The 25,685-nt window shown below is 71.9% G+C and carries 26 protein-coding genes; 9 read left to right on the forward strand and 17 right to left on the reverse strand.

What is annotated here, in order from left to right:
• Window positions 1-17: 17 nt before the first annotated feature.
• On the forward strand, window positions 18-1,448 hold the full coding sequence (locus MXD59_RS08315; protein ID WP_248824176.1) for a gamma-aminobutyraldehyde dehydrogenase: 1,431 nt from the start codon (window positions 18-20) through the stop codon (window positions 1,446-1,448).
• A 672-nt stretch (window positions 1,449-2,120) separates the two neighbouring features.
• Here the strand turns inward: MXD59_RS08315 and MXD59_RS08320 are convergent.
• The 6 genes from MXD59_RS08320 to MXD59_RS08345 form a co-directional block, all read right to left on the reverse strand.
• Entirely contained in the window at window positions 2,121-2,261 is a 141-nt protein-coding gene (locus tag MXD59_RS08320) for a hypothetical protein (RefSeq protein ID WP_248824177.1), read from the reverse strand.
• A gap of 73 nt (window positions 2,262-2,334) precedes the next feature.
• Entirely contained in the window at window positions 2,335-3,105 is a 771-nt protein-coding gene (locus MXD59_RS08325) for a glycerophosphodiester phosphodiesterase (protein ID WP_248824178.1), read from the reverse strand.
• A 100-nt stretch (window positions 3,106-3,205) separates the two neighbouring features.
• The gene (hisN, locus tag MXD59_RS08330; RefSeq protein WP_372511983.1) at window positions 3,206-4,051 is read right to left on the reverse strand and encodes a histidinol-phosphatase; all 846 of its coding nucleotides are present in this window, start codon (window positions 4,049-4,051) and stop codon (window positions 3,206-3,208) included.
• A gap of 97 nt (window positions 4,052-4,148) precedes the next feature.
• Window positions 4,149-5,135, reverse strand: a complete 987-nt coding sequence (rsgA, locus tag MXD59_RS08335) for a ribosome small subunit-dependent GTPase A (protein ID WP_163547156.1) — start codon at window positions 5,133-5,135, stop codon at window positions 4,149-4,151.
• A 50-nt stretch (window positions 5,136-5,185) separates the two neighbouring features.
• Entirely contained in the window at window positions 5,186-6,526 is a 1,341-nt protein-coding gene (gene aroA / locus MXD59_RS08340; protein ID WP_248824267.1) for a 3-phosphoshikimate 1-carboxyvinyltransferase, read from the reverse strand.
• 146 nt (window positions 6,527-6,672) lie between these two features.
• Entirely contained in the window at window positions 6,673-7,488 is an 816-nt protein-coding gene (locus MXD59_RS08345) for a class I SAM-dependent methyltransferase (protein WP_248824179.1), read from the reverse strand.
• A gap of 246 nt (window positions 7,489-7,734) precedes the next feature.
• On the opposite strand from MXD59_RS08345, the gene MXD59_RS08350 reads away from it, so the two are divergent.
• The 3 genes from MXD59_RS08350 to rsrA all read left to right on the forward strand — a co-directional run bounded on the left by MXD59_RS08350 (window position 7,735) and on the right by rsrA (window position 9,570).
• Window positions 7,735-8,352 (forward strand): alpha/beta hydrolase family protein, encoded by a 618-nt coding sequence (locus MXD59_RS08350; RefSeq protein ID WP_372511992.1) that lies wholly within the window; start codon window positions 7,735-7,737, stop codon window positions 8,350-8,352.
• A 325-nt stretch (window positions 8,353-8,677) separates the two neighbouring features.
• Window positions 8,678-9,289, forward strand: a complete 612-nt coding sequence (locus MXD59_RS08355; protein ID WP_163547150.1) for a sigma-70 family RNA polymerase sigma factor — start codon at window positions 8,678-8,680, stop codon at window positions 9,287-9,289.
• Window positions 9,286-9,570, forward strand: a complete 285-nt coding sequence (gene rsrA / locus MXD59_RS08360; RefSeq protein ID WP_163547149.1) for a mycothiol system anti-sigma-R factor — start codon at window positions 9,286-9,288, stop codon at window positions 9,568-9,570. Before MXD59_RS08355 ends, rsrA begins: the two co-directional genes overlap by 4 nt.
• A 100-nt stretch (window positions 9,571-9,670) precedes the next feature.
• On the opposite strand, the gene MXD59_RS27300 is transcribed toward rsrA, so the two are convergent.
• Complete coding sequence (locus MXD59_RS27300; protein WP_369809780.1) at window positions 9,671-9,745, reverse strand: 50S ribosomal protein bL37; 75 nt, start codon at window positions 9,743-9,745, stop codon at window positions 9,671-9,673.
• Between the two features lie 61 nt (window positions 9,746-9,806).
• Complete coding sequence (locus MXD59_RS08365) at window positions 9,807-11,273, reverse strand: DUF5317 domain-containing protein (RefSeq protein ID WP_248824181.1); 1,467 nt, start codon at window positions 11,271-11,273, stop codon at window positions 9,807-9,809.
• A gap of 235 nt (window positions 11,274-11,508) precedes the next feature.
• On the opposite strand from MXD59_RS08365, the gene MXD59_RS08370 reads away from it, so the two are divergent.
• On the forward strand, window positions 11,509-11,739 hold the full coding sequence (locus MXD59_RS08370) for a biotin/lipoyl-binding carrier protein (protein WP_248814956.1): 231 nt from the start codon (window positions 11,509-11,511) through the stop codon (window positions 11,737-11,739).
• 308 nt (window positions 11,740-12,047) lie between these two features.
• Complete coding sequence (gene bsaP, locus MXD59_RS27305) at window positions 12,048-12,242, forward strand: biotin synthase auxiliary protein BsaP (RefSeq protein WP_251734189.1); 195 nt, start codon at window positions 12,048-12,050, stop codon at window positions 12,240-12,242.
• 764 nt (window positions 12,243-13,006) lie between these two features.
• Here the strand turns inward: bsaP and bioB are convergent.
• From bioB to MXD59_RS08385, 3 genes are all read right to left on the reverse strand, one after another.
• On the reverse strand, window positions 13,007-14,044 hold the full coding sequence (bioB, locus tag MXD59_RS08375; protein WP_248824268.1) for a biotin synthase BioB: 1,038 nt from the start codon (window positions 14,042-14,044) through the stop codon (window positions 13,007-13,009).
• Window positions 14,045-14,555: 511 nt separating this feature from the next.
• On the reverse strand, window positions 14,556-15,272 hold the full coding sequence (gene bioD / locus MXD59_RS08380) for a dethiobiotin synthase (protein WP_248824182.1): 717 nt from the start codon (window positions 15,270-15,272) through the stop codon (window positions 14,556-14,558).
• Entirely contained in the window at window positions 15,269-16,468 is a 1,200-nt protein-coding gene (locus tag MXD59_RS08385; protein WP_248824183.1) for an 8-amino-7-oxononanoate synthase, read from the reverse strand. The genes bioD and MXD59_RS08385 overlap by 4 nt, the downstream gene beginning before the upstream one ends.
• A gap of 100 nt (window positions 16,469-16,568) precedes the next feature.
• Here MXD59_RS08385 and MXD59_RS08390 point away from each other — a divergent pair, with 100 nt between their 5' ends.
• Window positions 16,569-18,032 carry a sensor histidine kinase gene (locus tag MXD59_RS08390; protein ID WP_175084378.1) on the forward strand — a complete coding sequence of 488 codons (1,464 nt, stop codon included), beginning with the start codon at window positions 16,569-16,571 and terminating at the stop codon, window positions 18,030-18,032.
• A gap of 557 nt (window positions 18,033-18,589) precedes the next feature.
• Here MXD59_RS08390 and MXD59_RS08395 read toward each other — a convergent pair.
• Window positions 18,590-18,838: a WhiB family transcriptional regulator gene (locus MXD59_RS08395; RefSeq protein ID WP_163547139.1), complete on the reverse strand. Its 249-nt coding sequence runs from the start codon at window positions 18,836-18,838 to the stop codon at window positions 18,590-18,592.
• A gap of 526 nt (window positions 18,839-19,364) precedes the next feature.
• On the opposite strand from MXD59_RS08395, the gene MXD59_RS08400 reads away from it, so the two are divergent.
• Window positions 19,365-20,120 carry a glycerophosphodiester phosphodiesterase gene (locus MXD59_RS08400; protein ID WP_248824184.1) on the forward strand — a complete coding sequence of 252 codons (756 nt, stop codon included), beginning with the start codon at window positions 19,365-19,367 and terminating at the stop codon, window positions 20,118-20,120.
• Between the two features lie 86 nt (window positions 20,121-20,206).
• Here MXD59_RS08400 and MXD59_RS08405 read toward each other — a convergent pair whose 3' ends face one another.
• Entirely contained in the window at window positions 20,207-21,211 is a 1,005-nt protein-coding gene (locus MXD59_RS08405; protein ID WP_248824185.1) for a diacylglycerol/lipid kinase family protein, read from the reverse strand.
• A gap of 142 nt (window positions 21,212-21,353) precedes the next feature.
• Here MXD59_RS08405 and MXD59_RS08410 point away from each other — a divergent pair, with 142 nt between their 5' ends.
• Window positions 21,354-21,860 carry a hypothetical protein gene (locus MXD59_RS08410; protein WP_248824186.1) on the forward strand — a complete coding sequence of 169 codons (507 nt, stop codon included), beginning with the start codon at window positions 21,354-21,356 and terminating at the stop codon, window positions 21,858-21,860.
• 42 nt (window positions 21,861-21,902) lie between these two features.
• On the opposite strand, the gene MXD59_RS08415 is transcribed toward MXD59_RS08410, so the two are convergent.
• From MXD59_RS08415 to rfbC, 4 genes are all read right to left on the reverse strand, one after another.
• On the reverse strand, window positions 21,903-23,156 hold the full coding sequence (locus MXD59_RS08415; protein WP_248824187.1) for an RNA polymerase sigma factor SigF: 1,254 nt from the start codon (window positions 23,154-23,156) through the stop codon (window positions 21,903-21,905).
• On the reverse strand, window positions 23,153-23,689 hold the full coding sequence (locus MXD59_RS08420; RefSeq protein ID WP_248824188.1) for an anti-sigma factor: 537 nt from the start codon (window positions 23,687-23,689) through the stop codon (window positions 23,153-23,155). The genes MXD59_RS08415 and MXD59_RS08420 overlap by 4 nt, the downstream gene beginning before the upstream one ends.
• Window positions 23,690-23,993: 304 nt before the next feature.
• Window positions 23,994-24,500, reverse strand: coding sequence for a GNAT family N-acetyltransferase (locus MXD59_RS08425; protein ID WP_248824189.1), 507 nt, complete (start codon window positions 24,498-24,500; stop codon window positions 23,994-23,996).
• Window positions 24,497-25,192 (reverse strand): dTDP-4-dehydrorhamnose 3,5-epimerase, encoded by a 696-nt coding sequence (rfbC, locus tag MXD59_RS08430; protein ID WP_248824190.1) that lies wholly within the window; start codon window positions 25,190-25,192, stop codon window positions 24,497-24,499. Before rfbC ends, MXD59_RS08425 begins: the two co-directional genes overlap by 4 nt.
• Between the last annotated feature and the right edge of the window lie 493 nt (window positions 25,193-25,685).

Consider the following 25,685-nt stretch of genomic DNA (forward strand, 5'->3'; position numbering starts at 1 on the left):
CGAGTGAGGGAGAAGGCATGGACGCGACCCTGACCAACCTGATCAACGGGGCCGCCGTGCCCTCGGCCGAGGGCACGACGACCCCGATCGTGGACCCGGCGACGGGTCGGACGGTGGCCCACGCGCCCCGCTCGGGACCGCTCGACGTGACCGCGGCCGTCGAGGCGGCCACGGCGGCGTTCCCGTCGTGGCGCGACACCCCCGCGGCGCAGCGCGCCCGGGCCCTGCTGCGGCTCGCGGACGCGGTGGAGGAGCGGGCGGACGAGATCGCCGCGGTGGAGAGCGCCAACACCGGTAAGCCACTGGCGCTCACCCGCAGCGAGGAGGTCGGGCCGAGCGCCGACCAGATCCGCTTCTTCGCCGGGGCCGCCCGCACGTTGGAGGGCCGCGCGGGCGGCGAGTACCTGGCCGGGCACACAAGTTTCGTGCGCCGCGAGCCGGTGGGGGTGTGCGCGCAGGTCACGCCCTGGAACTATCCGCTGATGATGGCCGTGTGGAAGATCGCCCCGGCGATCGCCGCGGGCAACACGGTCGTGCTCAAACCGGCCGAGACGACGCCGGCGTCCAGTCTGCTGCTGGCCCGGATCGCCGCGGAGTTCCTCCCGCCCGGCGTGCTCAACGTCGTGTGCGGGGACCGCGACACCGGACGGGCCCTGGTCGCCCATCCCGGGCCGGCGATGGTGTCGATCACGGGCAGTGTGCAGGCGGGGATGGCGGTGGCGCGGGCGGCGGCCGACACGCTCAAGCGGGTGCACCTGGAACTCGGCGGCAAGGCGCCGGTCATCGTCTTCGAGGACGTCGATCCGAGCGAGGTGGCCACCGAGATCGCCGCGGCGGCCTACTTCAACGCCGGTCAGGACTGCACGGCCGCGACCCGGGTACTCGCCGCCGACGGTGTGTACGACGCGCTCGCCGCGGCCCTGGCCAAGGCCGCCCAGAACACCACCACGGGCGCACCGGACGAGCCGGGCATCGACTACGGGCCACTCAACAGCGCCGACCAGCTCGCCCGGGTCAGCGGCATCGTCGAGCGGGCGCCCGCACATGCCGAGGTGCTCACCGGCGGGGCGTCCCTGCGTCGACCCGGCTTCTTCTACCCGCCCACCGTCGTCGCGGGGCTACGCCAGGACGACGAGCTCAGTCAGCGGGAGGTGTTCGGGCCCGTCATCACCATGCAGCGTTTCGACACCGAGGACGCGGCGGTGGCCTGGGCCAACGGGGTCGACTATGGCCTTGCCTCGAGTGTGTGGACCCGCGATCACGGCCGGGCGATGCGGGTCGCGCGGCGGCTGGATTTCGGTTGTGTGTGGATCAACACCCACCTGCCGCTGGTTGCGGAGATGCCACATGGCGGCTTCGGACGTAGTGGCTACGGCAAGGATCTGTCGGTCTATGGACTTGAGGACTACACCAGGATCAAGCATGTGATGAGCAACATCGAGTTCTGATCCGGATGGCATGGGAGTCCGCCCGCCCGGAGGTACTGGCGGACTGGCCTTCGTCCGGCAGAGACACCGCGGAAGTGGCTGCTGGTTCGGTACAGTTCCTGGTTCCCTTCGGCCAAGGGGCGCTGTTCGGGCGTGGGGGCCTGTTCGGGCGGGCTGGACTTCGTGTGATGTGCGCTCTTCGGAGCTGGTCTGCATTAACAGGTCGCCAGCTACTATCATGGAGTTCAGGTGGGCAGGCCGCTGTCAATATGGCCTATCCTTGGTGACGTAACACCAAAGTCGTCAAATCGCGGAGGTCGACTCTTGGCACGCCGTGCACGACTCAGCTGGCCGCAGGAACGGCGCCAGGCGAGTGAAGTGGTCGTTCGCCGGGTTGACCCCGGGCGGGGCTGGACCTTGGAACAGGCTCGTGACCTGGTGAGGCAGGGTTACTCGGTCGAGCGAGTAGCGGAACGCACCGGGTTTCCGGAGCAGATGCTGCAGGTCGCCGAGGTTGGCGAGGCCACGGAGGAGGACTGAGCGGAGTCATACGCCATCGCGGTGTCAGGAAAGTGTCCGTAGCGAGTCCGGGGCTCATCCGCAGTGGGTTGCGCGTTAATCGCGCTCGGCGGCCAATCGGCCGGTTCGTCCCACCGGGCGGCTAACCTCGTTGCGCTCGCCGATCGTCGGCGGCTATACCTCGCCGAAGTCAACACAACGCACAGGTTTATCGTCGGTCATGTAGTCGGTCACGCTGCGCATCAAGCTTTGCGTGGCCTTGCCGTCCTCGATGGCCGCTCTGATGTCGACAGCGCCGTTGGCCAGCTGGCTCATTGTGCCGGTGTGGCGGTTCCGCGCGTCACGGGCCCGGATGGCTGTCACAGCGCCCAGGTGGCCGTCCCGGCGCTCAGGCGGGCGAGGGCGGTCGAGCATCGTCGGTCGGGGGAGTACCGGGTCGTCGGCCGGTCACCCGCACCAGCCGGTCCAGATGGTCGCTGTAGACGGCGTCGAGCCGGTATCCGGCCAGCCGGCGCAGGGTGGCCGTGCGCTGGGCGTCCCAGCCGAAGGCGGCTAGGCCCCGCTCGTGGAGCACCGCGACGATGCCAGCGGTGCGGGGGGTCCATTCCCGGGTGCGCAGGTTGAGCGCGGCGATGCCGGCGGCGCGGAGCCGCTCGGCGTAGGCCTCGGGGCCCCCGCCGGCCCGGACGGCTTCGAGCGAGGCGGAGTTGACCAGCCGGACGTCCGGGTCGTGGGCCCGGTAGTCGGCGAGCTGCGTGAGATGGCCACACAGCCACAGGTGGCCCACCGCCGCGCTGCCGCCGGCCGCGCGGGCGACGGCGATGACGGAATCGGCTTTGGGCGCGAAACCAGTGTCCGGGCCCTTCAGGTCCAGACTGAGCTCGAAGGACAACCCGAACGACGCGCCGAGTTCGTGGTAGAACGCGGCCAGCGTCGGCAACCATCCCGGCAGTTGCCGGGCCGCCAGGGTGGCGATCGGCCGCCGCCGCCCCGGCGGCCCGAGCGCCCCGTCGTGGTGCAGGACGGGCACGCCGTCGGCGGTCAGCCAGACATCGGACTCCAGGCCACCCGCCCCGCCGGCCAGCGCCCGGCGAAACGCCGGCATGGCGTTCTCCCGCTGGTGCGGGGCGGGCGACCCACGATGTGCGAAGCCGATCATCAGCAGGCCCAGCCGGTCGAGCTGCCATGGCCGTGGTCGTGGGTGCGGGTGAGGGTTGTGCCGGGGCGGGTGGGTGGTCCCGGCGGGTGACGCCAGGTGGTCAGCGGTTGAACGAGCGCAGCGCCGACTCGTGCAGCAGGCCGTTGGTCGTCAGGACCGTGCCGTGCCCCGGGCCGCGTGTTCCGGTCAGGTCGGTGAACCGACCACCGGCCTCCTCGACGATCACCTGTAGGGCGGCCATGTCCCACAGCGACACCTCCGGCTCGCAGGCAAGGTCGACCGCACCCTCGGCCACCATCATGTGCGACCAGAAGTCGCCGTAGGCGCGGGTGCGCCAGACCTGGTCGGCCAGGTCGAGGAACTCCTCGAGGCGACGGGCGGTCCGCCAGCCCTCGATCGAGGCGAACGACAGGAAGGCATCGCTGAGCTGGGTCACCGAGGACACCCGCAACGCGCGGGTGTCGCCGGTGGCGTCGCGGGTGAACGCGCCGGTGCCCCGGGCCCCCCACCAGCGCCGGCTCATCGCCGGCGCGCTGGCCACACCAACGACCATCTCGCCGTCCACCTCGAGGCCGAGCAGCGTGCCCCAGACCGGAACGCCCCGCACGAAGTTCTTGGTGCCGTCGACCGGGTCGAGGATCCAGCGCCGTCGGGAGTCGCCGCCGACCAGGCCCTCCTCCTCACCGAGGACGGCGTCACCGGGCCGGGCGACGGCGAGCCGCTCGCGGATCATGGCTTCGACGGCGGTGTCCGCGTCGGAAACGGGGGTGTTGTCCGGCTTTGACTCGACGTGCAGGTCGACGGCCTGGAAGCGGGACAGGGTGAGCCGGTCGGCGGCGTCCGCGAGGCTCAGCGCAAGCGCGAGATCGTCGGCGACGGTGACGGTGACGGCGTCGGGAACCTCGGGGGACTCGGAACCCACGGAGGTGGGGTTAGGCGGGGTCACCCTGCGAGACTACGAGTCGAGCCCGGTCACGCGTCGCTGCGAAGGGCGCCCGGAACCCGTGTGACCCACGAGTGTGACGAATCTCCGATCGGCGCGGTCAGAGCGGTGTCGCGCGTGCCGCGAGCAGTCTGCGCAGGCTCGCCAGCCGCGCGGCGTCGGCACCGCCCCCGGTGACGGCGGAGTCCAGCGCGCAGTCCGCCGACGGCGCGAGATGTTCACATCCCGGCTGGCAGTACGCGGCCGCGGCGGCCAGATCGGAGAAGGCCGACAGCACCCGCGCCGGCGACACCGCGCCCAGCCCGAACGACCGTATCCCCGGCGTGTCGATCACCATGCCGCCGGCCGGCAACCGCAGTGCCACGGCCGCCGAGGAGGTGTGCCGGCCACGTCCGGTGACCGCGTTGACCTCGCCGATCGCCCGGTCGGCGGCCGGCACCAGCCGGTTGACCAGGCTGGACTTGCCCACCCCGCTGTGCCCGAACAGCACGCTGACCCGTTGCGTCAGCAGACTGTGCAGGTCCGTGAGGTCCTGGTCGGGCCGGGTGGCCACGACCGGGAAGCCAAGCGGCCGGTACAGCTCGGTGATCGTTTCGGGGTCGGCGAGGTCCGCCTTGGTCAGGCACAGCACCGGCGCCAGACCGCCGTCATAGGCGGCGACCAGACATCGGTCGATCAGGCCCGGCCGGGGCACCGGATCGGTGACGGCACAGACGATCACCAGGATGTCGGCGTTCGCCACGATCGGCCGTTCGGCCGGGTCGGTGTCGTCCGGGGTGCGCCGCAGCACGCTGGTGCGCTCCTCCCGACGGACCAGGCGGGCGAGCACCCCGTCGGTGCCAGACAGGTCCCCGACCAGGGCGACCTGGTCGCCGACGACGACGGACGTGCGGCGCATCGACCCACCGCGCACCGCCGCGACCAGCCGGTCGGGCCACGGCTGCGGCCGGCAGGAGTACCGGCCGCGGTCGACACCGACCACGACCGCCGGCACGGCCTCGGCATGGTCGGGCCGCTGCCGGGTGCGGGGACGTGATCCCCGACCGGGACGGATGCGGACGTCGTCCTCGTCGAGCTCTCGGGGCATCGCCGCGACCCGCTAGACCGAGCCGACCCGCGTCAGGGCCCGACCTCGGGTCACCGGTCGGCCTGGTCGGACTGGTCGGCCAGCATCGCCGACCACATCCGGGGGAAGTCGGGAACGGTCTTGCCGGTGGTGGCGATGTCATCGACCTCGACCCCGGGCACCACCAGCCCGACGACCGCGTAGGCCATCGCGAGCCGGTGGTCGGAGCGCGGGTCGAGCCGTCCACCGTGCAGGGGCGCCGGGTCGATCGCCAGCCCGTCGTCGGTCACGGTGATCCGGGCGCCTAGACGGCCCAGTTCTTCGGCGAGCGCGGCGAGCCGGTCGGTCTCGTGCAGCCGCAGGTGACCGATGCCGCGCAGCCGGGACGGCGAGCTCGCCAGCGCGGCGAGCGCGGTCAGCACCGGCGCGGCCTCGCCGAAGTCGCTCAGGTCGACATCGATGCCGTGGATGGTGCCACCACCGGTGACCGCCAGGCCCCGTTCGGTGCGCTCGGTGGAGGCGCCCATGGCCGCGAGCAACGCGGGCAGCATCCGTCCGGGCTGTTCGGTGACATCCGGCCAGCTGGGCACCACGACCCGCCCGCCGGTGGCGACCGCGGCGGCGAGGAACGCGGTCGCGCTGTTGAGATCCGGCTCGATCACCTTCTCACCGGCCAGGAGCTCACCCGGCGCCACCCGAAAGCGCCGGGTGCCGCCGGCCGCGGGCGGGTCGACGTCCACCGTGGCGCCGGCCGCGCGCAGGTCCGCCACCGTCATGTCCAGGTACGGGCCGGACGGCAGCCGGGAGCCGTGGTGCACGACCGTGACCCCGGCGTCGTAACGCGGACCGGCGAGCAGGAGACCGGAGATGAGCTGGCTCGAGTTGGACGCGTCGACCTCCACCTCACCGCCAGGCAGCCCCCCGTGACCGTGGACGGTGAAGGGCATCCGGTCGGAGTCGATGTCGGCGCCCAGCCGCCGCAGTGCCCCGAGCAGGGGAGTCAGCGGGCGGTCGCGCATCCGGGTGTCCCCGTCGAACACGATGTCGCCTTCGCGCAGGGTGGCCAGCGCCGGGGTGAAGCGGGCGACCGTGCCGGCGTTGCCGCAGTCGGCCCGCGCGCCCGCGGCCAGCCGCGTCGACCGGGCCGGGCGGACCGTCCAGTCCACCCCGTCGGTGTCGACCTCGGCGCCGAGCGCCCGCAGCACACCGGCCATGAGCAGGGTGTCGCGCGAACGCAGCGCCCCCCGCAGTCGGGACTCGCCGCTGGCCAGCGCCGCCAGTACCAGCGCCCGGTTGGTGCCGGACTTGGCGCCCGGCACCGGTACGACGGCCACCACCGGCCGCGCCGCCGTCGGTGCTGGCCACGGATCGGACTGGGTATCGGCGTGCTCGGTACCGGTCAGGATGCTCACCCTGCCAGCATGCCGGATGAACGGCCCGATCCGGGCCACCGCCTCTCCCCCCGCCCCGCCGGCCCACAGCCCGTTCACCGGCCGGTCACCTTGACCTCAGGCCGCGCCGGTGCCGCCGCGGACGCCCCGGGCCCGTCCGCCGGACGTCACCGGGGGCGGCGGGCGGAGGCGATCAGATGGATGCCGATGGACTCGCCCTCACGTTCGGCGGAGAGCTCCACCTCGGTCCGGACCAGGGTGGGGAAGCAGGAGACGTCCTCGGCGAGCGCCCGGGTGACGGCCTCGGCGGACAGCACTGTCCGGGGTCGGATCCAGTCGACCTCGAAGCCGGCGCTGGACAGCAGCGCGCGCAGCTCCTCGGGCCAGAAACACCGGGTTATCGTGCCGTCGTCGGCGGGTACCAGCACGACATCCGCACGGGGTACGTCGGACAGTTCCGCCCACCGGTGCTGCTCGGCCAGCCGGGCCAGCCCCAGCAGCAGCGAGTCGACGCACAGCAGCAGCTGGCCGCCCGGGCGCAGCATCCGGTGGATCTGCTCGAGAGTGGTCTCGGTGGCCAGGCAGAACGACAGTGCCCGCGCCTCGGCGAGCACCGCGTCGAACGAGCCGGCGTGAAACCAGTCCAGCGACCGGGCGTCGCCCACGACCGGACACAGCGCCCCACCACCCCCCGCGCCGGGTGTGGCACCGCCGCGCTCACGCAGATCGGTGGGGACAGCGTCGGTGACCACCCGGACCACCTGATGGCCGGCCCCGACCATCTGCCGGGCGAACCTGGCCCGCGGCCCGGAGACGTCGAGCACCCGCCCCGGCCGCGTGGGCAACCACTCCCGCAGCTGGGCGGCCGCGACCTCCTCGTAGAACGCCCAGTACGGGTCGTCACTGTCCGTCGGAGCCTCGCAGACCAGGGATTGCGCTCGTCCTCGAGACGATCCCGCGTCCGCGGCGGGGCCAGGCAGCATGGAGCTTTTCCCACCCTTCAAGGGGCATTGATGAGAGGCAAGTCACAAAGTCACGGTGGAAGTCTGACAGATTCCGAGCCGGACCACGCGGGGTCTTTCCCCGTTGCGTCCCGGCAATGCGTCCCGGCCGCCGTGACGACCGAATCCGGACCGGCGGCGGGGGCTGGGCGGGAGGGTGCGACAGAGGTCCACACAGCAGTCGACGGTGGGCGGCTGCGTCTGGTTCCCGGCGACGGCCCGACGGTCGTGTTTCTGCATGGTGCCGGTAGCGGTGTGGACACACCCCTGTTCAACGCGCTGGCCACGGCCCTGGCCGCGGGTGGCGCGCGGATCGGACGGCTGGAGATGCCCTACCGGGTGGCCGGCCGGCGGGCACCCGACCGGGCGGCCCGACTGGACGCCGTCGCGCTGACCGCGGTGGGCGCGCATGTCGCCGACACGGGGCGGCCGTTCGCACTGGCGGGGGTGTCGATGGGATCGCGGGTGGCGATGCGGGTCGCAGGACCGCTGGGAGCCCGGGGCGTGCTCGCGCTCGGCTTCCCGCTGTGCCCGCCGGGTCGGACGGCGGCCGGCGAGCCGAAGCCGTCCCGTCAGCACGAACTGGACGAGGTCGGGCTGCCGGTGCTGGTGGTCCAGGGCGAACGTGATCCCTTCGGTCGGCCCGAGCCGGACGCGTCCCGGGAACGTCGCCTGCACCTCGTCCGGGGCGGCGACCACTCGTTTCGGACCCGAGTCCGTGACGGGCGGGCGCCCGAGGAGGCCGTCGCCGAAGCCGCCCATGTGGGCGCCGCCTACCTGCTCGACCTGCTCGGCCCGCTCGGCCCGCTCGGCCCGCTGGACGTCTCGCTCCCCGCCCGGATATGACCCGGTACCGGCCCGGGTCGGACGTCGGGGCGGGAATCATCCAGAGCCGGGTCCGGTTGACCAGGAGGCCAGACGAGGTAGCGGAGGTCACATGACTCCAGCGAGCGCCCTGCAACAGCAGGCATCGCACGGGCGGCCGTCCGAGCAGCCGGCCCGTGAGCAGGCGTCACCTGGGCGGATATCACGGCCCACATCACCGCGCGATCGTGCGGTGCCCGGGGTATCGTCCTCGGCGGGAAGGCGATCCGTTTCCGGACGGCTCGCCGCGCCACAGGCCGGGTCCGCGGTCGCCGGGCCCGCTGTCGGTGCAGACGACGGTGAGGGGATGATCCTGGTCGACGAGACCACCGAGGAGCGGGGTGCGCGCTTCGAGCGCGACGCTCTCCCGTACCTCGACCAGATGTATGCCGCCGCGTTGCGGATGACCCGCAACCCGGCCGACGCGGAGGATCTCGTTCAGGAGACCTTCGTGAAGGCGTTCGCGGCCTTTCACCAGTTCCAGGCCGGAACGAACCTCAAGGCCTGGCTCTACCGGATCCTGACGAACACCTTCATCAACACCTACCGCCGTCGGCAGCGCCAGCCGCTGCAGAGCCCGACCGAGCAGGTCGAGGACTGGCAGCTCGCCGAGGCGGAGTCGCACACCTCCGTCGGCCTCAAGAGCGCCGAGACCGAAGCACTCGAGCATCTGCCCGACAGCGACATCAAGGATGCGCTGCAGGCCCTCCCGGAGGACTTCCGGATGGCGGTCTACCTGGCCGATGTCGAGGGTTTCTCCTACAAGGAGATCGCGGAGATCATGGGCACGCCGATCGGGACGGTCATGTCCCGGCTGCATCGCGGTCGCCGGGGTCTGCGCAAGTCGCTCGAGCAGTACGCGGCCGACCGTGGGCTGGTCCCCGCGGGCTCCACCGACGTTGAAGGTGGTGCGTCGTGAGCTGCGGCGGTGAACACGAGATCGACTGCCGAAAGGTGCTCGACGCCGTGTTCCTCTACCTCGACGGGGAGTGCGACGGCGGCCAGCACAACCTGATCCGCTCCCACCTCGACGAGTGCTCCCCGTGCCTGCGCGAGTTCGGCCTCGAACGTGAGGTCAAGATGCTCGTCGCCCGCAAGTGCGGCGGGGAACGGGCGCCGGAGACCCTGCGAACGAGCGTGCTCGCCCGGCTGCGGGCGGCCCGTGTCGACGTCGACGCCGGTGAGTTCCGCGCCGAATAGCCGTGCGGGCCGGGTAGCCGTGTGACGGTACCCGGCCATCCGGCGGCGCTCACGCCGCCCAGCGGCGGGCCGCGCCCACAAGCACGACCCGCCGATCTGATCAGGTGTTCGGGCGCTTGCCGTGGTTGGCCTTGTGCTTGGCCCGTGCGCGCCGCTTGCGCTTCTTCTTCGCCATGACGTCCTCCTTCCCTTCACTGGATACAGCAGTCATCGTGCCAGCCCACGCGGCCGTCGGGTCAGCCGCGTGCCGTGGCCCCCGGTTGGCGCGGCGTGTGCCCATCGCCCCACGGGTCATCCAGGCCGGACGGGTCAGTCTCGCTCACCCCGGCGTCGGAGGGCCGCAGACGGTGCCCGCCGGCCTCGCTCCCGCCGCCCTTCGCCCCACGACCGCCGGACGCCCGCTCCTCGGACGCGCGGAAGACGGAGATGTCGTACGGGTCGTACCCGTCGCCGCCCATGCCGTCCCCGCCCAGCCCAGCGCCACCCGAAGCCGCCCCCCGCGGACCCGTGCCACCCGAGCCCGCCCGCCGCGGACCCGTGCCACCCGAGCCCGCCCGCCGCGGACCCGTGCCGCCTGGACCCGTCACACGGGTATCGGCGTCGCGAGCATCGGGACCATCCGGGCCAGTGGGGTCGAGGCTGGTGCGATCGAGGCCAGTGGGGTCGAGGCCGGTGCGGTCTGGGGCTGTGAGGTCCGCGTCCGCGCCGGCCGATGCCGCGTGGTCCGATGCCGCGCGACCCGCATGGGGATCGTCATCGAGCCAGCCGTCGAGCGGACCGCCACCACGATCATCGAACGCGGGATCGTCGGCGGGTTCCGCGGGGCCCGGCGGAACGCCCCGATACGCACGACCGCCCAGGTCCTGAGGTTCGCCCTGACCACTCTGACCGCCGAGGTCGCCGAGGTCGTCCTGGCCGTCGAGCTCATCGCGCGCGTCGAGCTCGTCAGGATCGTCTGAGCCGTCGGTGCTGGTGCGATGCTGGTTAGTGATCTTGACGTACTCCCAGGAGTCGTCCGTGGTCGGGTCCATGTCGGCCAGCTGCATGTCGGCCAGCTGCGGGTCGGCCAGGTCGTCGTAGGTCGGGACGCCGCTCGCGCTGCGCCGGGTACCAGGCCGAGGCGGTCCGCCGTAGGCGGCGGGCAGGGCACCGGCGAGGGCGGCGTTGCGCCGCGCCTGCAGCGTCCGCCACGCACGGACCGGGGTCACCGCGCCGAACACGCCGAGCGCGGCCGCGATCAGCACGTCCCCGATGCTCAGGACCGCGGGCGCCCCCGGCAACGCGAAGGGGATGATGTCGCTGAGCAGCCGTAGGCTGGTGTCGCCGTCAGCGGGAGTGTGGAAGGCCGAGCGCAGGATGTCGTTCGCCGGCACCCCGGCATGCTGGGCCTGCCACAGCGAAACCGGCATCTGCCCACCATTGGCCGTGATCACGGCGGCGTTGGCGATGATGCCGGCGACCAGCAGGCCAAGGCCTGGCAGGCGGTTGTTCATCCCGGCGAACAGCGCCGCGAGCACAGCGGCCACGATCCAGGCCACGCTGTGCAACGCCGGTACGAGCCCGCCGACCGCGACTGCCAGGATCAACGCGGCGAACAACAACGGCTGTTGGACATGGACGCGGGCGAGGGCGCTGAGCGTTCCACCGCGGGCGAGTCCCACGCCCAACCCGATCACCAGAGTCAGCACGACAAGTACGAGCACATGCGTAGTCTGCGGGTTTGCGGTATTCGTTCCCAACACCGGGCGGGCGAGTCGCGCGCGTCGTTGCTGTTCGCGCCCCGATCCACCGCTGGACGGACGTCCCTGGTCGGCGATTGGCATTGGTCCGGATGGCTGCGGGCACTACGCTTCTCGCGGGCTCACCGTTGGTGGGCTCCATGACCCGCGGGGTCGCGGCCGCCCGGCCCGTGGCCTACCGCCGTTGAAGGGGGCGTCGATGACCGAAGAGGTCCGCGCGGAGATGGTTGCCAACGTGTGGAAGGTCGTCGTCGGCGAGGGAGACGCAGTGGCGGCCGGAGACGCCCTGGTCATCCTCGACTCCATGAAGATGGAGATCCCCGTGATCAGCGAGGACGGCGGCACCGTGGCCCGCATTGCAGTCTCCGAGGGCGACGTCGTCCAGGACGGCGACCTGATCGCCGTCGTCGAGCCCGTCGCCGCCGGCTGATCTTCGCCGGCGTCCGCTGATCTTCACCTACGTCCGTCTGCGCGTGTCGGCGCTCGTCTGCGCGTGTCGGCGCTCGTCTGCGCGTGTCGGCGCTCGTCTGCGCGTGTCGGCGCCCGTCGGCGCGTGTCGGCGCGTGTGGACGTCCGTCGGCCCCCGAGCATCGTTGGCGCCTGCTGGTCCGACTGTCGTCGTCGTGGGGCCCTTACAGGCCCTCGTCACCGTCCGCCGGTCCTCGCTGATGCGGGGTACGCTGCCGCCGGTCGGGTACCCGGGGTGACACCTGTGTGCCATGCCTTAAGCTGATGTTCATGGACGCCTCGTTCTGTGACCGTTGTGGTCAGCTAGCTGGTGTGGGGAACCATGAGGCGTGTGCGCGGGCCCGCGAGCTGGAGCCACCGCGCTACTGCCGAATCTGCCGCCGCCGTATGGTCGTGCAGGTCACCCCTGGCGGCTGGTCGGCCCGCTGCGCCGAGCACGGCCTCATGACAGCCACCAACGCCTGACGCCCCCCACCCGCGCCGGGATGCCGACGTCTCCCGTCCGTGCCACAAGGTCGATGTCTCCCGTTCGCGCGGGGATGTCGACGTCCGCTGTTCGCGCCGGAAGATGGGCGTCCCGGGTCGGTGCCAGGGGCTGACATCATCCCGTCCGCATGCGCGGGATCGCAGGTCCTGGGTTCGGCGCGGACGCCGAGAGGTCGTCGCACACGCCTCAACGTGGACCCGCACGGGTGTACGGAATCACGGCGGCGATACCTCCGCATTCCCGTCGTCCAGACTCCCCGTCGCCTAATGCCTCTGTCGCCCAGGGTGTCCGTCCATGCGCTTAGGGGAGCATCGCGACTGCGAAGGAGCTCGCCTTCCCCGCCATGCCCTCTCCGCCCCGACCATTGGTGACCGGCCGAAACCTTTAGCGACCGTCCGCAGTCAGCCGCGGTCGGCGCGCCGGTCCTGGGCCGGATGCCGAGGGTTATTCGGCCACATGCCGAGGGCTATTCGGCTGGGGAGGCCGAAATCCTTGAACAACCCTCGGCATGTGCTGAATGTGGCCGCCACCTGGCCGCGATTCGCGGGGTCGAAGCGCACCGCCGCACCGTGGAAAAGCACATTTCGTCATATATCGGACGCCTGGAATGCCGTTGGCGGTGCCGCGCTGCCGGTGCCGTGGTGCCGGCGACGCGGTGTCGGTGGCGGTGTCGCGGTGGCGGTGATGGTGATGGTGATGGTGATGGCGTCGCTGACGGTGATGGCAATGGGGACGGTCGTGATCAGAGGGTGGACTGGAGGGACTTGATCGGCATGCTGAGGTCGGCCAGCATCTTCAGGTCGGCCTCAGCGGGGCGGCCGAGGGTCGTCAGGTAGTTGCCGACGATGACGGCGTTGATGCCACCGAGCATGCCCTGTGCCTCGAGGTCGCCGAGGGTGATCTCCCGGCCGCCCGAGTAGCGCAGGATGGTGCGGGGCAGCGCCAGGCGGAAGGCGGCGATGGCGCGCAGGGCGTCCCGCGGCTTGACCGGCGGGTAGTCGCCGAAGGGAGTACCGGGGCGTGGGTTGAGGAAGTTCAGGGGGACCTCGTCCGGCTCCAGACGGGCGAGCTGGGCGGCGAGTTCCGCGCGCTGCTCGAGGGACTCGCCGACGCCGAGGATCGCCCCGCAGCACAGTTCCATGCCGGCGGCGCGGACCATCTCGCAGGTCTCCCAGCGCTCCTCCCAGGAGTGCGTGGTGACGACCTTGGTGAAGTGCGACTGGGCGGTCTCGAGGTTGTGGTTGTAGCGGTGGACACCCATCGCGGCGAGCTCGTCCACCTGGGCCTGGGTGAGCATGCCCAGCGAGCAGGCGACGTTGATCTCCACTGCGGCCTGGATCGCGGCCACACCCTCACGGACCTGCGACATCAGCCGCTCGTCGGGACCGCGCACGGCCGCCACGATGCAGAACTCCGTCGCTCCGGTGGCGGCGGTCTGGCGTGCGGCGTCGACCAGCGACGGGACGTCCAGCCAGGCCGAACGTACCGGCGAGTCGAACTTGCCGGACTGCGAGCAGAAGTGGCAGTCCTCCGGGCAGCCGCCGGTCTTCAGGCTGATGATGCCCTCGACCTCGATCTCCGGTCCGCACCAGCGCATCCGCACCTCGTGGGCGAGCGCCAGCAGTTCGGTGAGTGACTCGTCCGGCAGTTGCAGGACCGCGAGCACGCTTGCCTCGTCCAGGCCGCGCCCGCCCTCGAGCACCTCACGGCGCGCGTGGGCGAGGATCGTCGCCGGATCGGTGCGGGCCGTCGCGGGTCCGCCGGTCGCGTTCTCGTCCAGCGCGCCGTCAATGAGCGCGGCATCATCCGGGACGCCTTCGCCCAGCACACCTTCGCCCAGCACACCTTCGCCCAGCACGGCCTCGTCGAGCGCGGCCTCGCCCAGCACGGTCTTGTCGAGCGCGGCCTCGCCCAGGACGGTCTTGTCGAGCGCGGTCTCGTCGAGGGCGGTCTCGCCCAGCACGGTCTTGGCGAGTACGGACTCGCCCAGGGCGGACTCGTCCAGCACGGACTCGCTCGGCGCAGCGTCGTCCAGCGTGGCGTCGGCCGGCTCCAGCGGGGTCTCCACCACCTTGGGGGCGGGATACGCGGTCACGGGTGCGGTCACGGTGGCCTCCTGGCGAGGTCTACGGCGGATATGGTCGGCTGCTCGGTAGTCGGGTCCGGGCGGGCGGGTGTGGCCGTGCCCGGATGGTGGGTGTGGGCGCCACCATTGTCGAGCCCCGGGCGCGATGGTGTTCCCCTTTTGGACGCGACATCGCGCACGTTCAGCACTCGACACGTGCTGTACATCACATTGGGTGACTGTTCTGGAAGTCCTGTGCGCGGAAGGTGCCGCCGAGTGACGGTTCCAGTGAGCGGCGGGCGGTGGCGAGGAAGTCGGCTGGGGTCAGCAGGCCGGCGCCGGCCGGGATCGCACCGGCCACCGGACGGCCGGCGAGACTCGCGAGGTCGGCCAGGTTGCCGCGGCAGGCCAGATCGGGGTCGGCCGGCCAGGAGCCGACCACCACACCGGCGAGTTCGAGCCCGCGGTGGGCAAGTGCCTCGAGGGTCAGCGCCGTGGTGTTGAGCGTACCGAGCCCGGCCGACACGACGACGAGCACCGGCGCGCGCAGCTGCTGGGCGAGGTCTGCGACGGTGCTGCCGTGCTCGTCGAAACGCACCAGCAGACCGCCGGCACCCTCGACGAGCACCAGGTCGCGGTGGGCGGCGAGCTTGTCGAGATGGGCGCGGACGTCGCCGAGGTCGACAGCGGGCAGTCCCGCCCGGCGGGCGGCGGTCGCCGGTGCGAGCGGGTCCGGGTAACGGGCTCCCTCGTGGACGTCGCGGACGCCGCTGAGCGCGGCGACGAGGTCCACGTCGCCGGGTGCACCGGGTGGGAGGCCGGTCTGCGCGGGTTTGACCACGGCGACCGAGCGGCCCCGGTCGGACGCGAGGGCGGCGACGGCGGCGGTGACGACGGTCTTGCCGATCTCGGTGCCGGTGCCGGTGACGACCAGGACGCTCATGGGACCCGCGCGAGGATGCCGGCGGCGGCGAAGGCCTCGCGGACCTGGGCCAGGTCGGTCGCGGTGAGGTCGGCTCGGGCCGCCACGCGTAGCCGGCTGGTGCCGGCGGGGACGGTGGGCGGACGGAAGCAGCCCACGGCGACGCCGCTGGCCCGGCAGGCCGCGGCGGCGGCCAGCGCCGTCTCGGGTTCACCGAGGATCACCGAGACGACCGCCCCGGCCGGGGTCGGCGCGCCGGTGAGCTCGGCGAGGTGACGCGCGTGTGCCCGGACCGTCTCGGCCAGTTCCGGTTGGGCCCGCAGCTGGTCGAGTGCGGCCAGTGCCGCGCCGACGTTCGCCGGGGCGAGTCCGGTGTCGAAGATGAAGGACCGGGCGGTGTCGACGAGATGGTCGCGCAGCGCCGTGGAACCCAGTACGGCACCGCCGAGGCCGCCGAGCGCCTTGGACAGGGTCGCGGTGGCCACCACGTCCGGCTCCGCGGCGAGCCCGGCGGCGTGCACCGCGCCACCGCCGCCCGGGCCGACGACTCCCAGGCCGTGCGCCTCGTCGACAACCAGCAGCGCGCCGTGGGCCCGGGCGGTGTCGTGCAGGGCGAGCAGGTCGGCGGCGTCACCGTCGGCGGAGAACACCGACTCGGTGACGACGATCGCCCGTCGCCAGCCGCCGGCTCCCAGCGCCGCGGCGACGGCTGCCGTCTCACCGTGCGGGGTGATCACCACCTGGGCTCGGGACAGCCGGCAGGCGTCCACGATCGAGGCGTGGTTGAGCGCGTCCGACACGATGAGGTCGCCGGGGCCGGCGAGGGCGGTCAGAACGCCGAGGTTGGCGGTGTAGCCGGAGGAGAACACCAGCGCCGCCGCGAATCCCATGTGCGCGGCCAGGGCCTGCTCCAGGTCGGTGTGCAGCGTGGTTGACCCGGTGACCAGGCGACTTCCGGTGGAACCCGCGCCCCAGTCACGTACTGCGCGGACCGCGGCCGCCACGACGGCGGGGTGTCGGCCAAGACCGAGGTAGTCGTTGCCGGCCAGATCCACCCGCACGGCGTCGGACGCGGGCCGCCCGGCGGTACGCGGACGGAGTTCGCGGCGCAGCCCGGCGGCCCGGCGGGCCTCGGCGTGGTCGGCCAGCCAGGCCAGCGGCCCGGCCTGTGACGGAGCCAGCGGCCCGGCCTGCGCGGGTGCTTCGTCGAGGGTCACGACGGCGAGCGTACGGCGCGTCCGGGGTGCATGTGGGTGCCCGCCAGCTCACAACACTCACCGGTCTGGCAGTGTGCAGCCCGTGGGAACCCTCGCCGACATGCTGCGCGCGAGCACGGACCTCAGCGACGACGACATCGACCACCTGGCCGCGCTCGTCGCGGACTGGGCGTTGCTCGCCGACCTGTCGTTCGCCGATCTGCTGCTGCTCGTGCCCGTCCGTTCAGGTTCGGCCTCGGGTCGTGGTGGTCACACCAGCGGTACCGAGTTTCTGGTGGTGGCCCAGGTGCGGCCGACGACCGGGCCGACCGCCTACCACAACGACGAGGTCGGCAGCGTCGTCATCAACCGCTGGGTGGTGCAGAACGCCTGGCGGGAGAACCGCATCGCCCGCGAGGGCGAGCCGGAGTGGGACGGCGGGGTGCCGGTGCGTACCGAGGCGATCCCGGTGCGCCACGGCAACGAGATCATCGCGGTGCTCGCCCGGGACACCAACCTGGTCAATCCGCGCACGCCGAGCGACCTGGAATCGTCCTACCTGCAAGGTGCCAACAACCTGGCGCTCATGATCGCCGAAGGCGCGTTCCCGTTCCGGGGCAGTTCGGCGGAGCTGCCGGAGTCGCCGCGGGTGGGCGACGGGATGATGCGTCTCGACGGTGCCGGCAAGGTCATCTTCGCCAGTCCCAACGCGCTGTCGGCCTATCGCCGCCTCGGGTACACCGGCAACGTCACCGGTGAGGATCTGCGCACGGTGCACCGGGCGCTGAACCTGCCGGCGACGACCCCCGCGGTGTGGCATGCGATCGGACGGCGTCGGCCGGTCGAGGTCGAGGCGGCGGTCGGCAGCACGGTGGTGCTGCTGCGTGCGATCCCGCTGTTCCCCGGGGCGACCCGGGAGGTGCTGGTCCTCGTGCGGGACGTCTCGGAACTGCGTCGACGCGAGGCGATGCTGCTCAGCAAGGACGCGACGATCCGTGAGATCCATCACAGGGTCAAGAACAACCTGCAGACCGTGGCCGCGCTGCTACGCCTGCAGATGCGTCGGACGAAGGTGGATGAGGCCCGAGCGGCGCTGCGCGAGTCGGTGCGGCGGGTGACCTCGATCGCGGTCGTGCACGAGACGCTGTCGCAGAGCCTGGGAGAGAGCGTCCCCTTCGACGAGATCGCCGACCAGATCACCTCGGTGACGGTGGACCTGGCGTCCACCGGGGCGCGGGCGAACACCCGCCGCTCCGGTTCGTTCGGGCACCTTCCCGGCGAGCTCGCCACGCCGCTGGCCCTTGTGCTCTCGGAGCTTCTGCAGAATGCTGTAGAACATGCGTTCGATGGATCGGCGGGTTCGATCGAGATCCGCGTGCAGCGCTCGACCGGTCGGCTCGATGTCGTCGTCGCCGATGACGGCGCCGGCCTGCCGGATGACTTCCAGCTCGAGCACTCGCCCCGGCTGGGGTTGCAGATCGTGCGCCAGCTGGTGCTCGGTGAGATGCACGGCACCATCCGGCTCCAGGCGGGGCCGAAGTGCGGCACCGAGGCGTTGCTGTCGATCCCACTTTCTGAAAGTTGAGTGTTTGGGGGTGCGAATGGCGGGTATCCCCAAGCCGTGTCCCTCGTTCGCGGTCGGTGTGGCGCTATGCCATGCCTACGCGCGGGAGCCGTGGCCGTGGCCTTCGTCACAGGCTCCGCTTCGCGCGGTGTACCCCGGCGTTCCCGCTCCACCGGGGCGCGCTCGGTGAACCAGCCAGAGCTGGCCCACAGTCCGGCGTCGGCGAGTGGCCTGGCACCGGCGAGCACAGCACCGGCGAGCACAGCACCGGCGGTTACGGCACCGGCGGGTGGAACATCAGCGGGAGTAACAGGGGCACAAAGCGATACGGCCGCTCCGCCCGCGTCGCGCCGCATCACTGCGGCGGACGCGTGGACAGAACGGCCGATGTTGCTGCCAGTCTCGTCGGCGCGGGGGCGCGCCACGTGGCCTGACGTCATGCGGGAGCCGCTGGGGTCGGTCGGTATGAAACCGATGCGTTCCGACGCTCAGAGGTCGCCGCGGGCGGATGTCGGGGATCCGACGCGGGTGGATGGTGCACCCCGTTCCGTGGCACAGGGCCACCGGGGATGGTGCGGTCAGGCAGTCCGAACCCGAAGGCGGACCTGGCGCTTGAGCGCTCGGCGCTCATCCTCGCTCAGTCCACCCCAGACTCCGGAGTCCTGCCCGGTGTCCATTGCCCAGTTCAGACAGTCACTAGTGACTGCACACCGCGCGCAGACGGCCTTTGCCTCTTCGACCTGGCGTTCCGCCGGACCGGTAGTACCGATCGGGAAGAAGAGCTCGGGATCCTCGTCACGGCAGAGCGCTCTGTGGCGCCAGTCCATGCGTCCAACTCCCTCTCTCGTCTCGGGCCACACTGCACATGAGACGCTTTGCGAGCCGCTACGGTTGTGCCGCGGATGAAATTCGGACGAGCAGGATGTCTGCTCGGCCCGACGGCGAGCCGTAGAGCGGGTTCCTGGCGGTCGGTAAGTCCAGGTGCACGTGCATCCACCACGGACATTCGCCACCCTCCCACCGGAACGGGCAGGGGCGCAAGAACCTGCAAGCGTCTTCACACCCTCCCTGGCCTGCACTTGTCCGGCAGGGACACAGATGGGCCACGCACGGCGACACTTCTCCCCAGCATGCAGTCGGGACATAAGTACTGGTTGCCAGGGGTTGTCGCGGCGTCAGGGGCGCTCTGGGCGGGCCGGAGAGGGCCACTGAGAGGCCCTGGAGCGGGCGGAAAATGCCATCTCGGCATCGGCCGTCCGCCCGGTGCATGTGGGGGACCCTGAGGGGCGACCGGCGCCGGGTGTCCAGCCTGCCGCGACACACGTCCTGGGCGCGGATGGCAGGGTTGGGCCCATGGAGGTACTCGGTCATCGAGGTAGTAGGGTTCCAGGTCCGGAGAACACGGTCGAGGCCGTGGACGCCGCGCTGCGGGCCGGTGTCGACGGCGTCGAGGTCGATGTTCGCCGCAGCGCCGACGGCGACCTGGTCTGTGTGCATGACGCCCGGCTGTCGCGTCCGGTGGGTCGCGCGGTCATCCGCCAGTCGACCGCGGCTCTGCGGGCCCATGGCATCCCGTTGCTCGACGAGGTCCTCGACGCCTGGGCGGGCCGCGGGCGCCTGATCTGCGAGATCAAGAACCAGCCCGGCCAGCCGGACTTCGACGCCCCCCGCGAACGCACCGCGCGCGCCCTCGTCGACGTGCTGCGCGCCCGCGGTCACACCGGTGCCCGCCCGGGCCCGGCCGACCTCGACGCCGGCAGGGGCGGCATCACCGTCTCCTCGTTCGACTGGTTCGCGATCGAGGCCGTCCGGGATGCCGAGCTCGCCGTCACCACGGCGTTTCTCACCATGCCGCGGATGTCGGTGGGCGGCGGGCTCACCTACGTCCAGTCCGCCGGCCACGCCGAACTGCACGCACACACCAGCGCGGTGCTTGGCTCGGGCGGCTCACACGGCCCGGCGGCGGTCGCCCGGGCCCGCGCGGCCGGCATCCGGCTGGTGGTGTGGACGGTGACCGGTCCCACCGAGGCCCGCGCGCTGCACGACGCCGGGGTGTCCGGGGCGATCTGTGACGATCCGGTGGGGGTGCGCGCGGCCCTGACCGAGTAGTTCCGCTCTCGGCCCGCGGCCGGCGGGGCTGATGAGCCTGGTGGGGCTGATGAGCCTGGTGGGAGGGATCCGCCTGGTGGGGAGGGTCAGGCGATGACGCGCAGGGCCCGCGGATGATGGGTGAGGCGGATGTCGCTGCTTTCGCCCAGGTACTCGCCGTCCATCTGGATGGGCGCCGGCTCGTCCGAGCGGAAGTGGATCGTCGCCCTGTCGTGTTGGCTCACCACGTTGCGCCCGTGCGGTCCGCGGCCCTCGGCGAGCATCTGCCGCCCGGTGCGCAGCACCGCGGACGTGCGGACCCGGCGCAACGCGAGCAGATCCAGGCCGGTGTCGAACGAGGCCTGCGGGCAGGCGAGGACGGGTCGCTGCTCGAGGTAGGTCCACGGGCGGGTGTTGCAGACCAGCCCGAGGGTGATCCGCGCGTCCCGGTCGTCGGCCTCGGCGGTCGCCGCACTCTCGTCGGCCTGCGCCTGACGGCGGGCGGCGGAGCCGGGGGAGTGGGCGGGTGTCGTCTCCAACTCGAGGACGGGGGCGCGGCGGCCGGCACCGCTGAGCAGCTGGGCAGCGGCCGCGCGCAGGAACAGACCGGAACTGTTGCGGCGGCCACCGCTGCGCTTGGCCTCGACCCGCTCCACCACGCGCGCGTCGAGCCCGACTCCGAAGCAGAAGCTGAACCAGCGGCTCTGTTCGCCGAACTCGGCGTGACCGATGCTGATCCGCCGGCTACGGCCCTCCCGCAGGGCGTTCAGCAGCTCGCCGGTCGCCTCGACCGGGGACGAGGAGTAGCCGAGCGCGCGGACGAACACATTGGTGCTCCCGCCGGGGACGACCGCGAAGGCCGGGCCGTCGGCCACCGGGCCGTTCTGCAGCAGACCGTTGACGATCTCGTTGACGGTACCGTCGCCACCCAGGGCGATCACCACATCAACGCCGAGTTCGACCGCCCGCGCCCCAAGTTCCACCCCGTGGCCCCGGCCCTTGGTGGGGATGATGTCCAGAGCGAGATCCGCGGCGAGCGCGGCAGCGAGGACATCCCGAACACGTTCGGTTGTGGTGGTCGCGACGGGGTTGACGACCAGCAGCCCTCGCATGCCTCTACCGTAGTCCGTCCACCCAGGTCAGGCGTCGGCTGGGAAAACTCTCACATCGACGGAACTTCCCGGACGTGCGCCACCCCGAACAGGCCACCGGCGCGGCGACCGGTGCGGGCGACCTACGGCATAGTGTCGCAGTATGGGTTCGAGCAGCGACGGGCAGCGGCGTCCCGCCCTGGGTCATCTGGATGGACTGCGCGCGGCGGCACGGAGCGCTCCGGTGCCGGCGCGAATCGCGAGTCTGCTGCTCGCCCTGGAGGCGCTCACGCTGCTGGCGCTGGGCGTACTGCAGGTCCTGCGGGGGTTCGGTTCGGGTATCGACGATGTCACCCGGGCGGAGATGGGCGGCCTGCTGGCGCTGCTCGGCGGCGCCGGGGTCGCCGCGCTGGCCGTCGGAGTGCTGCGCCGCAGCGGGTCGTTTCGCTCCCCGACCCTCGTCGTGCAGCTGCTGTGTCTACCGGTCGGCTGGGGTCTCATCCAGGCCGGCGAATACACCTATGGTGTGGCGCTGATCGTCGTTCCGCTGGTGATCGTGGTCGCGCTGCTCGCCGCGGCCGGGTTCGGGCCGTCCGAGCAGGATGACCCCAGCGGCACCCCGCCGCGGGCGGATGATCTTCCGCCGCGGCCCGGGCAGCGGCGCCCGTGAACGCGGGCGGAAGCGGCTCGGGCTCGGGGATCGGCTGGTGACTCAGCTGTCCTCGAGCAGGCCGCGGCGTAGCTGGGCCAGGGTGCGGGCGAGCAGCCGGGAGACGTGCATCTGGGAGATGCCGAGCTCGGTGGCGATCTGCGACTGGGTCATGTTGCCGAAGAACCGCAGCAGCAGGATCCGTTTCTCCCGTGGTGGGAGCTTCTCCAGCAGCGGCTTGAGGGACTCGCGGTACTCGACCCCCTCGAGCGACTCGTCCTGGACGCCGAGGGTGTCCGCCACGGCGGGCGCCTCGTCGTCGCCGGAGTCCGGTGCGTCGAGGGAGACCGCGGAGTAGGCGTTGGCCGACTCCAGGCCCTCGAGCACCTCTTCCTCGGTCATCTGCAGATGCCGCGCGATCTCGCTCACCGTCGGTGAGCGGCCGAGGGTCTGTGACAGCTCCGAGGTGGCCTTGGTCAGCGAGAGCTTGAGCTCCTGCAGCCGGCGGGGCACGCGGATCGCCCAGCCCTTGTCCCGGAAGTGCCGCTTGATCTCGCCGACGATCGTGGGTGTGGCGTAGGTGGAGAACTCCACGCCGCGCTCGGGGTCGAACCGGTCCACCGACTTGATCAGACCGATGGTGGCGACCTGGACGAGGTCGTCGAGTGGCTCGCCGCGGTTACGGAACCGGCGGGCGAGGTACTCGACCAGTGGCAGGTGCATCCGCACGAGCTGGTCGCGCAGAGCGGCCCGCTCGGCGTCGCCCTCGGGCAGTGAGGCGAGCCGGACGAACAGCGCCCGGGCGAGCGCACGGTCGGGCGAGTGGGTCCGCTCGGTGGTGGTGGCGCTCGCGGTCTCGCTCGGCGCCGCAGCGCCGGTGCTGTCGGCGTTGCCGCCGGCCGACGGGTCGCTGTCGGTGACGGCGGCGTCGGTAGCGCCGCCGCTGGTCGGCGCGCCGGTGGTCGTGCCGCTGCCGCTGGCCTGACCACCGATGGTGGCTGGGTGCCCGAGCGCGCTGTCGGGGCCCGCGGCCTGGGCCGTGGCACCCACAGCGGTGCCACTGTCATGGCCGGCAACGCTGTGGCTGGCACCGTCATGGCTGGCACCGTCATGGTCGGCACCGTCATGGCCGGCACCGTCATGGCTGGTACCGCCGTGGCCGCTGGTGGCGGCGGTGGGCAGTCCGGCGCGCAGCGGAGCGTCGGGATGCTCGTCGACCGTGCCCGCCCGCTGGCTGAGTGAGGCGACCGGGTCGGTGGGCCCGGCCTGGTTGGGTGCCGTCCGGGGTGGAGTTGGAGTTCTCCCGGTTGATGTCATGGCGTACCTACTGCGTCACTCAGTGGAGTCGCATTGGCCGCGCCGGAACCGCGGACGTGCCCGGCGGGCGGCTCACCGAGATCAGCCCGGACCCCTTGACGCTTCTGCAGCGTGATGCTCACCTTCGAGCCGGGACCGGTGAAGGTCTCGACGTCGCCGGCGAGGGCCTTGAGCACCGTCCAGGCAAAGGTGTCCTCCGATGGCGGCTCACGGTCGAGGCTCTCGACCGTGACCAGCACGTGCATGACACCCGGCGACAGCGTGAACGTGCAGTCCAGCGACGAGCCTGGCACCGCCGAGACGAGAAGCAGCGCGCACGCCTCGTCGACGGCGATCCGCAGGTCCTCGATGTCGTCGAGGGTGAAGTCGAGCCGGGCCGCGAGCGACGCCGTCGCCGTGCGAAGCACCGTCAGATATGCGCTGGCCGCGGGCAGCGTCAGCGCGACGACGTCGCGCAGGCCGCCGGAGTGGGCGGTGGGGCCGTCGATGGTGTCGGAGATCTCCGCGCCGCCGGACGAAGGCGTCGGATCCACGTTCCTACCCCCAAAGAGCCTGCGTAGAGCGAGGAGTGCTGTCCTCGCGGTGGCCGAAGCCGGGTGATCAGTCATGGTGCGGGTGATGGTCTTCCCGCCAGCCGACGCGGTAAATCGCCACCCGGACGGTCGTGATGTCCCTCATGTCCGTACCGGGTACCCGCGTCGGCGGCCAGCGTTGGCCATCGCCTCCACCGTACCCAGCCGTCGGGGGGTGCCGCAGGTCGGGTGATCGAAAGGTTCGTCCACCCCAACCCGGGTGGGCCCGAACGGGGAGGGTCGCATCCGCCCGTGAACGGACGGATCAGGTGGGAATGGCCAGGGCGCGCAGGGCGTCGCCGTCGAGGCGCCACGTCGTCCAGCCGTTCATCGGGCCGGCGGCCAGCGAGCGGTAGAACTCCTGCGCCGGGGTGTTCCAGTCGAGCACGGCCCACTCCAGACGCCGCAGTCCCCGTCGCACGCAGATCTCGGCGAGCGCCGCGAGCAGGCCACGGCCGTGGCCGCCGCGTCGGTGCTCCGGCCGCACGAACAGGTCCACCAGGTACATGCCGGCCTGCCCGGTCCAGGTGGAGAACGTCTGATGCCAGATCGCGAACCCCACCACCGGCGCGGACGGACCGCCCGCCGTGCTGTCCGCGGTGATGTCCGCCGTGGCGACCAGGCAGGAGGCGCTCGGGGTGGGGCCGAACAGGGCCTGGTGCAGGTCGTCCACGGTCATCGCGACCGCGTCCGGCTCCCGTTCGTAGGCTGCGAGGGCGCGCACCAGCGCCAGGATGGCGGGGACGTCCGCCGGCCGCGCCGCCCGGATCAACGAGCGCCGCCGGCACCCGCGCCCGCCGTGGCGCCCGCACCCGAGGCTCCGGCCCCGGTGCCCCTCGACGCGCTGGCTGCGCCGAGTGCGTGGCCGGACCGCAGCAGGGCGTAGAACTCCTGGCACTCGGCGTAGGTCGGCAGCAGGCCCGCGGCTTCGGCCTCGCGCAGCGTGGGCGCCGCTGCGTCCTTCTCCGAGAGCAGGGGTGTGATCTCGGCTGGCCAGGGGAGGTCGAGATCCGGGTCAAGGGGATGAATGCCATGCTCCCGGCCCGGGGTGTACGGCGCCGAACACAGATAGCTGATCGCCGCGTCGTCGGTGAGGGCTATGAACGCATGCCCCAGTCCCTCGGCGACGTACAGCCCACGGCGGTCCACATCGTCGAGCAGGACGGCGTCGAAAGCGCCGAAGGTCGGCGAACCGGTGCGGATGTCCACGACGCAGTCGAGTACCTGGCCGCGCATACAGGTCACGTACTTCGCCTGACCCGGTGGTACCTGTGCGTAGTGCACGCCACGCAACGTCCCGCTGCGGCTGACGCTGTGGTTGGCCTGCGACAGCGCCAGCGGATGCCCGACCGCCTCGGTCAGCGCATCGGAGCGGAACCACTCCAGGAAGGTCCCGCGGCTGTCGGAGTGCTGACGCGGGGTGAACACCCAGGCGTCGGGGACCGATAGTTCGCTGATCTCCACCACTGGGACGGTACCGGTTCGCTCGGACGTGTCCCCGCAGGCCGCACCGCACCGCCCGGACGCGTTGGCGGCCAGGTGTGGCGCTTGCGCACGGCTGGCTCGGCTGGTGGGATGCCGGCGCCGGCCGCGACGCTGCGTGTCGTGCCTGGCCCGGTCCGCGTCGCCCCGGCGGGCGTCGGCGCTCGTAGGTGTGGGGCCGGCACCGGCCCGGCTACGCGCCACGGCGCGGTCATCGCCCGGTCGCGGCCGGGTCATGGCCGGCTGTCCCGGTTTCGTCCGGCGTCGTCATCCACGCTCTGGGCTGGTACTTCGGGTCGCCCGGCTGGAACGGGCGGGCGACCCGGGCGTCGCGCACGCGAACATCCGGATTCCGGCTGGTCGATTGTTCTTTGCGCCGTGGTGAAGACCTCGCGGCGCGCGGCCACCGGGGTCCGCACCGGACTCCCGCCCGCCCCGATTCCGCGATCATGCCGCTGATCTGCGTGAATATCGG

The sequence above is a fragment of the Frankia umida genome (assembly GCF_023242945.1).
In the GTDB taxonomy this organism is placed as follows: Bacteria; Actinomycetota; Actinomycetes; order Frankiales; family Frankiaceae; genus Frankia; species Frankia umida.

Coding starts and splice junctions, on each gene's coding strand:
- MXD59_RS08315 (WP_248824176.1), top strand. CDS start 18: ATGGACGCGACCCTGACCAACCTGATCAACGGGGCCGCCGTGCCCTCG.
- MXD59_RS08320 (WP_248824177.1), bottom strand. CDS start 2,261: ATGAGCCAGCTGGCCAACGGCGCTGTCGACATCAGAGCGGCCATCGAG.
- MXD59_RS08325 (WP_248824178.1), bottom strand. CDS start 3,105: ATGATCGGCTTCGCACATCGTGGGTCGCCCGCCCCGCACCAGCGGGAG.
- rsgA (WP_163547156.1), bottom strand. CDS start 5,135: ATGCCCCGAGAGCTCGACGAGGACGACGTCCGCATCCGTCCCGGTCGG.
- MXD59_RS08345 (WP_248824179.1), bottom strand. CDS start 7,488: ATGCTGCCTGGCCCCGCCGCGGACGCGGGATCGTCTCGAGGACGAGCG.
- MXD59_RS08355 (WP_163547150.1), top strand. CDS start 8,678: ATGATCCTGGTCGACGAGACCACCGAGGAGCGGGGTGCGCGCTTCGAG.
- MXD59_RS08370 (WP_248814956.1), top strand. CDS start 11,509: ATGACCGAAGAGGTCCGCGCGGAGATGGTTGCCAACGTGTGGAAGGTC.
- bsaP (WP_251734189.1), top strand. CDS start 12,048: ATGGACGCCTCGTTCTGTGACCGTTGTGGTCAGCTAGCTGGTGTGGGG.
- bioD (WP_248824182.1), bottom strand. CDS start 15,272: ATGAGCGTCCTGGTCGTCACCGGCACCGGCACCGAGATCGGCAAGACC.
- MXD59_RS08390 (WP_175084378.1), top strand. CDS start 16,569: ATGCTGCGCGCGAGCACGGACCTCAGCGACGACGACATCGACCACCTG.
- MXD59_RS08395 (WP_163547139.1), bottom strand. CDS start 18,838: ATGGACTGGCGCCACAGAGCGCTCTGCCGTGACGAGGATCCCGAGCTC.
- MXD59_RS08400 (WP_248824184.1), top strand. CDS start 19,365: ATGGAGGTACTCGGTCATCGAGGTAGTAGGGTTCCAGGTCCGGAGAAC.
- MXD59_RS08405 (WP_248824185.1), bottom strand. CDS start 21,211: ATGCGAGGGCTGCTGGTCGTCAACCCCGTCGCGACCACCACAACCGAA.
- MXD59_RS08410 (WP_248824186.1), top strand. CDS start 21,354: ATGGGTTCGAGCAGCGACGGGCAGCGGCGTCCCGCCCTGGGTCATCTG.
- MXD59_RS08415 (WP_248824187.1), bottom strand. CDS start 23,156: ATGACATCAACCGGGAGAACTCCAACTCCACCCCGGACGGCACCCAAC.